The organism is Pseudoxanthomonas sp. LjRoot204_2 (assembly GCF_056175765.1).
In genome coordinates this window covers 1-6,719 of the sequence record NZ_JBGFFG010000182.1, presented here as the reverse complement: position 1 = coordinate 6,719, position 6,719 = coordinate 1, and the positions used below count along the sequence as shown (strand labels likewise).

General features: G+C 67.2%; 6 protein-coding genes. 2 read left to right on the top strand and 4 right to left on the bottom strand.

Annotation, left to right across the window (positions count from 1 at the left end):
* The 3 genes from AC04L7_RS10130 to AC04L7_RS10120 all read right to left on the bottom strand — a co-directional run.
* Nucleotides 1–861: Wadjet anti-phage system protein JetA family protein (locus AC04L7_RS10130; protein ID WP_475512933.1), on the bottom strand; the 861-nt coding region annotated here is incomplete at its 3' end.
* 195 nt (nt 862–1,056) lie between these two features.
* Nucleotides 1,057–2,073, bottom strand: coding sequence for a zinc-binding alcohol dehydrogenase family protein (locus tag AC04L7_RS10125; protein ID WP_475512932.1), 1,017 nt, complete (start codon nt 2,071–2,073; stop codon nt 1,057–1,059).
* An 81-nt stretch (nt 2,074–2,154) separates the two neighbouring features.
* On the bottom strand, nt 2,155–3,357 hold the full coding sequence (locus tag AC04L7_RS10120) for an MFS transporter (protein ID WP_475512931.1): 1,203 nt from the start codon (nt 3,355–3,357) through the stop codon (nt 2,155–2,157).
* 97 nt (nt 3,358–3,454) lie between these two features.
* On the opposite strand from AC04L7_RS10120, the gene AC04L7_RS10115 reads away from it, so the two are divergent.
* Nucleotides 3,455–4,369 carry a LysR family transcriptional regulator gene (locus AC04L7_RS10115; protein WP_296279055.1) on the top strand — a complete coding sequence of 305 codons (915 nt, stop codon included), beginning with the start codon at nt 3,455–3,457 and terminating at the stop codon, nt 4,367–4,369.
* 6 nt (nt 4,370–4,375) lie between these two features.
* Here AC04L7_RS10115 and AC04L7_RS10110 read toward each other — a convergent pair whose 3' ends face one another.
* Nucleotides 4,376–5,179, bottom strand: coding sequence for a DODA-type extradiol aromatic ring-opening family dioxygenase (locus AC04L7_RS10110; RefSeq protein WP_435997284.1), 804 nt, complete (start codon nt 5,177–5,179; stop codon nt 4,376–4,378).
* A 311-nt stretch (nt 5,180–5,490) separates the two neighbouring features.
* Here AC04L7_RS10110 and AC04L7_RS10105 point away from each other — a divergent pair, with 311 nt between their 5' ends.
* Nucleotides 5,491–6,591, top strand: a complete 1,101-nt coding sequence (locus AC04L7_RS10105) for an OmpA family protein (protein WP_296279057.1) — start codon at nt 5,491–5,493, stop codon at nt 6,589–6,591.
* Nucleotides 6,592–6,719: the final 128 nt, after the last annotated feature.

Below are 6,719 nucleotides of genomic sequence, written 5' to 3'. Positions count from 1 at the left end.
GTCGTCGTCCAGCCGTCCGAGGTATTCGTCGATGCGATCCAGTTCGCGCAGGCGCCGCAGGCTGCGCGCGAACCGCTGGCCGCCGCGCTCGCCGCCGCCGCCGCCCACGTGCTCGCGGTACCACGCGAGCMGCGCCGCGCGGCGCTCGCCGGTCTCGATCTGCTGCGCCATGGACAGGATCGCGCTGCGCCGCGCCAGCGGATGGTCGCCCTTGTGCAGTTCGGCGTAGTCGCCGATGAAGAACTCGCTCACATAGCGCTCGAACCACTGGCGCGCGAACTGCGCAGTGGATTCGGCCTTGCTCAGCTCCGGCATCAGGTCGCGCACCTGCAGGCTCATCGACGACAGCGACACCAGCAGTCGCCGCGCCTGGTCTGCGGCTTCGTCCAGGGCATCGCCCGATGCCTTGCCGTCCGTCACCAACTGGAGCTGGTGCTCGATCGAACGCATCTTCGCCGACACGAAGGTCGGTCCGTGTTCCGCGAATTCCACCAGCAGCGAAAGGAACTGGTGCACGACCGGCGGCATGGTGACCATCTCTCGTGCACCGATGCGGTCCTGGCGCAGCCAGCCCGCGCTACGGAAGCGGTCGTAGATGTGGTTGACCCGCACCGGCAACGGGGTGTCGGGCGAGTCGCCGTCCTCGTCTTCCCAGGGATCGTCCGCCAGCAGGTAGCGCTCGAGTGCGGCGGTGATCTCCCGGCGCTGGAAGCCCATGCTCGGCGGCACGGGCGCGTCCGGCCCGAAGAATTCGTCGAACAGGCGGCACAGCAGCAGCCAGTAATGCTCCCGGTTTGCCGATGCCAGCGGACCGAACAGGCCGCTTGGCAGCAACGGGAACAGGGCGGGCGGTTGCGTCATGGCCGCGCGGCCCGCCGCGTCAAGCCGGCAGTGTGATGTGGCAGGCGCGGCGGCGCCGGGAAAAGGGGCATGGCGGAATCGTACGGGCGGGCGGATCGCGCAGCAGCGCGCGGCGGCCAGCCACGATAGCGCAAGTCCCCGGCGCGTCGGTACCCAGCGCCGGCGGACTGCCGGCCGGCGCGTCGCTCCTCCGGCCTACCAGCCGGCCAGCACCAGCTTGCCAATGGTGGTGCCGGATTCCAGCCGGCGATGCGCCTCGCGCAGGTTCGCCGCGCTGATCGGCGACAGCGTATCGGTCAGCGTGCCGCGCAACTGGCCGGCATCGATCAGGTCGGCGACGCGGTCCAGCAGGGCACCCTGTTCGCCCATGTCGGCGGTGCGGAAGCGCGGGCGGGCGAACATCATCTCCCAGTGGATGCCGATGCTCTTGGCCTTGTACGGGTCGCCGATGCGCAGTTCGCCCTTGGGTTCCACGATCAGTCCGACATGGCCGAGCGGTGCGAGCAGTTCGCCCAGCTCGGTCCAGTAGCGGTCGGTGTCGGCCAGGTTCAGCGCCGCATCGATCGTGTCGAAGCCCAACGCCTTCAGCTGCGGTCCCAGCGCTTCGCGATGATTGACCACGTGGTCGGCGCCCAGCGCCTTGCACCAGTCGATGGTGTCCTGGCGCGATGCCGTCGCGATTACGGTGAAGCCGGCGCGCTTCGCCAACTGGATCGCGATCGATCCCACGCCGCCGGCACCGGCGATGACCAGCAGCGACTTGCCTTCACCGCCGCCGTCGATGGCGTACGGCATGCGGTCGAACAGCAGTTCCCATGCGGTGATCGTGGTAAGCGGCAATGCGGCGGCTTGCGCGAAGTCGAGCGATGCGGGTTTGCGGCCGACGATGCGTTCGTCGACGAGTTGGAATTGCGCGTTGCTGCCGGGGCGGGTGATGTCGCCGGCGTAGTAGACCGCGTCGCCGGGCTTGAAGCGGGTCACGGCTTCGCCAACCGCTTCGACCACGCCCGCGGYGTCGTAGCCCAGCACCTTGGGTTGCGCTTCGACCTGCGGCTTGGGCGAGCGCACCTTGGTGTCGACCGGRTTCACCGASAYGGCCTKCACGCGCACGAGGATGTCGTGGCCGGTGGCGGTGGGCGTATCGAGTTCGACGTCCAGCAGCGATTGCGGATCATCGATGGGCAGGTAACGGGTGAGTGCGATGGCTTTCATGGCGGTTCCTCGTGGGGAGTCGGGACACGTGCCGCGATGATGCGGCGCGCGGATTAAAGAGGCGATGCGACGAAGGGAGGATCAGGCGCAATCGGCGGAGAGCGCGAAGCGCTGGCAGCGCTCCAGCGCAAGCGCCCACAACGCGACCGCGAATGCGGAGGCCGGCACCAGTGCTGCGACCCACGGCAATGCGGAAAGGCCGAGCCCTTGCGAAATCACCACGCCGCCCAACCACGCGCCGAGCGCGTTGCCGAGGTTGAAGGCGCCGATGTTGAGGCTGGACGCCAGAYTCTGCGCATCGCTGGCCTTCTGCAGCACCCACAGCTGCAGCGGCGACACCGTTGCGAATGCCGCGGCACCCAGCAGGCCGGTGAAGACGATCATCGCCCAGCGGCTGTGCAGGGCGAAGCTCATCACACCCATCACCAACGCGAGCGCCGCGAGCGTGCCGAGCAGGGCGGTGGCGAGACGGCGATCGGCGAAGCGCCCGCCCAGCAGGTTGCCGATGATCATGCCGACGCCGAACACGAGCAGGATCGGCGACACGGCCGCATCGGCGAAGCCGGTCACCTGCGTCAGCAGCGGCTGGATGTAGGTGTAGACGGTGAACATGCCGCCGGAGCCCAGTACCGTCATCAACAGGCCCAGCAGCACCTGCGGGCGGCCGACGACGCGCAGTTCGTCGCGGAACGACAGCGGCGCGGGCGCGCTGCGGTCCGCCGGCACCAGCGTGGCGATGATGACGGTGGCGAACACGCCGATGGCGGTCACGGCCCAGAACGTCGCGCGCCAGCCGTATTCCAGGCCCAGCCAGGCGCCGGCCGGCACGCCGAGCAACGTGGCGACGGTGAGGCCGGTGAACATGATGGAAATCGCCGAAGCCTTGCGGTCTTCACTGACCAGGCCGGTGGCGACCACCGCGCCGACGCCGAAGAACGTGCCGTGCGCCAGCGAGGTGATCACGCGMGCGGCCATCAGCAGTTCGTAGYTSGGCGCGAGYGCGCAGGCCAGGTTGCCGAGSGTGAACACGATCATCAGCGCGASCAGCACCGYCTTGCGCGGCATGCGGTTGGTGGCGGCCGTCAGCAGGGGCGCGCCGACGAACACGCCCAGCGCGTAGCCGGAGATCAGCAGGCCCGCCGCAGCGATGGAGACCTGCAGGTCGGCGGCGACCTGCATCAGCAGGCCCATGATGACGAATTCGGTGGTGCCGATGCCGAAGGCGCCGGCGGTGAGCGCATACAGGCCCAGCGGAAGCCGGGAGGACGTGGGAGCGGAAGGCATGGTGGAAGCCCGGAAGGAACAAGGCGCGCAGCTTGCGCCTTCCCTTCCTGATGGGAAACGGTGAATATGCCGAATCACTATCAATGGAATATTGATAATGGATCGTGTCGGCGACCTGGCCCTGTTCCTCCGCGTGCTCGATCTCGGGTCGATCACCGCGGCCGCCCACAGCCTGGATCTGTCCGTGGCGGTGGCCAGCCAGCGACTGAAGCGGCTGGAGAAGGAATTGGGGGTGCGGCTACTGCACCGGACAACCCGACGCCTGCACCCGACGCCGGAGGGTGCCGCGCTGGCCGAGCAGGGGCGGGTGCTGGTGGAGGAGCTCGAGACGCTGGGCACGGGGCTGCGCGAAGCCGCACGCGAAGTAGCCGGCACGCTGCGGGTCACGACCTCCGCCTCGTTCGGGCGCCAGTACGTCTCGCCGCTGCTGCCGGCGTTCCTCGCACGGCACCCGAAGCTGCGGCTCAGCATCCATCTGAGCGACAACGTGGTGGATCTGGTCAGCGAGGGCTTCGACCTTGCGATCCGCATCGGCGCGCTCGACGATTCACGCCTGGTCGCCCGGCGCATCGCCCCGAACCGGCGCGTACTGTGCGCCTCGCCCGACTATCTGCGCCGACGCGGGCGACCGCGCACGCCTGAAGACTTGGCCCGGCATGATTGTCTGCTGCTGTTCGGCAGCGGTGGCCGCCAGGACGTATGGCGGCTGGGGACGCCGGCGGGCGGCGAGGTCGCCGTGCGCGTGCAGGGACGCTTCGAAAGCAATTTCGGCGAGGTACTGCGCGATGCCTCGCTGGCGGGCGAGGGCGTCGTGATCCATTCGCTGTGGCACGTCGCCGACGACCTGCGCGCCGGCCGGCTGGAAGTGGTGTTGCCGGATTACCCGTTGGCTACGACTGCGATCAGTGCCGTGATGCCGCAACGTCGCCTCGTACCGCCGCGCGTGCGGGCCTTCACCGACTTCCTGATCGAGCAGTTCGGCGATCACCCGCCATGGGAGCGCGGTCTTTAGGGCGGGTCAGGCGGTGTCGAAGGCGAAAGCGTCCAGCGCCAGGCCACCCATTTCCACGTCGCGATGGAGCAACCGCCCCTCGGCGCCAAGCCCGCCGGCGCCTAGCGCTACATAAAGCGGGAAGAGGTGTTCGGTCGTCGGATGGTTGCGATGTGCTTCCGGCAATGCGGTCCAGTCGAGCGCACCCGCGACGTCTCCCGCCAGCAATCGGTCGCGCAACGCTTCGGTGAAGTCGGCGACCCAATCGTAGGGCGCTGCGTGCGCGTGTTGCCAAACGAGGGCACGAAGGTTATGCGAGAACCCGCCGGACCCTACCACCAGCACGCCCTGCGCGCGAAACGGCGCGAGCGCCAGCCCGATGCGGTAATGCCAGTCGGCGGTCTGCGCCGGATTGACGGAGAGCGCGACGACGGGGATCTCGGCATCGGGATACATCCGCCGCAGCGGGACCCACACGCCGTGGTCCAGGCCGTGGTGGTGATCCACCTGCGCGGCGAAACCCGCGTCGCGCAGGTGGTTCGCGATCTGGTCCGCGAGCGCCGGTGCGCCTGCGGTCGGGTACTGGATGCGATACAGCGCCTCCGGAAAACCGCCGAAATCATGGATCGTGTCCGGCGTCGGAGCGGCCGTGAGCGTAGGTTGCGCGTGGACGAAATGCGCAGATGCCACGAGGATCGCGCGTGGCCGCGGCAAGCGCGTGCCGAGATGGTCCAGGAACCGCCCCGTCGGCGAATCCTCGACCGCGAGCATCGGCGAGCCATGCGACAGGAAGAGGCTGGGAAGGGGGGCAAGCGGGGAGGCGGCATTCATGGCACGAAGGATCGTCACCTTCCGGGGCCGTACCAAGGGTCTGCGCTGCACCAGTGCGTTGCGAACCCGTGATACCACTGGGAAAGGCTCCCCTTTGACAGGCCAAGCGTGAAGATCTGCGCCACTTCGCTTGAAGAGTGTTAACCTTGCCCGACTTGTTATGGTACCGTTAACACAGTCTTCACGTACCCCCGCATAATCTGTTCAGCAAGGCGACGGGTGTCTGTCGCCTCGGATAACAACTAGAACCGCTGTTGGCAAAGCACTTCGGTTTTTCTAACACTGAACTTTTACATGGAAAGGAGCTGCAAATGAACAAGAAGATTCTCTGCGCCGCGCTGCTCGGCGGCCTGAGCCTCGCGAACACTGCGATGGCGCAGGAATTCGACGACCGTTGGTACCTGACCGGTTCGGTGGGTCAGAACATGCAGGATTCGGATCGTCGTACCGACGATACCCAGTTCGGCACCTTGGGCCTGGGTAAGTTCATCAGCCCCAACTGGTCGATCGACGGCGAGCTGAACTACCAGAACCCGGGTTTCGAGTTCAATGAAGACCTGAACTGGAGCCAGTACGGTATCTCGCTCGATCTGCGTCGCCACTTCATCCAGGAAGGCCGCGGCTGGAACCCGTACATCGTGACGGGCCTGGGCATGCAGCGTTCGGAAGAAGAGTACGTGATCAACAGCCCGGCCTCGCCGGCGCAGCGTCGCGACAACAACCTGGCTGCCAAGCTGGGTATCGGTCTGCAGGGCACCTTCGACAAGCGCGTCGCCGTGCGTGCGGAAGTGGCCTACCGTGCCGACTTCGACGACCAGAGCTACACCGCTGAAGGTGGCATCCACCAGCAGGAAGAGAGCTGGTTCGGTGACGTGCTGGCTTCGGTCGGCGTCGTGATCCCGCTGGGCCCGAAGGCCGAAGCCGCTGCTCCGCCGCCGCCGCCGGCCGCTCCGAGCTGCGCCGACCTGGACGATGACGGTGACGGCGTCAACAACTGCGACGACAAGTGCCCCGGTTCGCAGGCTGGCCAGACCATCGGTCCGGACGGCTGCCCGGTGCAGGTCTCGATCGACCTGAAGGGCGTGAACTTCGACTTCGACAAGTCGACCCTGCGTCCCGACGCGATCGCGATCCTGAGCGAAGCCGCCGAGATCCTGAAGCGCTACCCCGACCTGCGCGTCGAAGTGGCCGGCCACACCGACCTGTGCGGTGCGGACGCCTACAACCAGTCGCTGTCGCAGCGTCGTTCGCAGACCGTGTACGACTACCTGACCAGCAACGGCGTCAGCGCCTCGCGTCTGGTGGGTCCGATCGGTTACGGCGAGAGCCGTCCGCTCGAGCCGACCGCGCAGACCCTGCCGGGCTGCAAGAGCGAGCGTAACCGTCGTACGGAACTGAACGTCCAGAACTGATCGGACGCTCTTCCAGCACCATGCGAAGCCCGGCCTTGTGCCGGGCTTCGTTTTTTTCGGCGTGATGCGCGCGAATTGCGTGATCGCGCTTCGTCTTTCCGCATCAGATGCGCTGCACGCCCGTTAAT

Bases quoted from the DNA above. Each gene is read 5' to 3' on its own strand.
- AC04L7_RS10105 (WP_296279057.1), top strand. From the start codon at position 5,491: ATGAACAAGAAGATTCTCTGCGCCGCGCTGCTCGGCGGCCTGAGCCTC.
- AC04L7_RS10115 (WP_296279055.1), top strand. From the start codon at position 3,455: ATGGATCGTGTCGGCGACCTGGCCCTGTTCCTCCGCGTGCTCGATCTC.
- AC04L7_RS10110 (WP_435997284.1), bottom strand. From the start codon at position 5,179: ATGAATGCCGCCTCCCCGCTTGCCCCCCTTCCCAGCCTCTTCCTGTCG.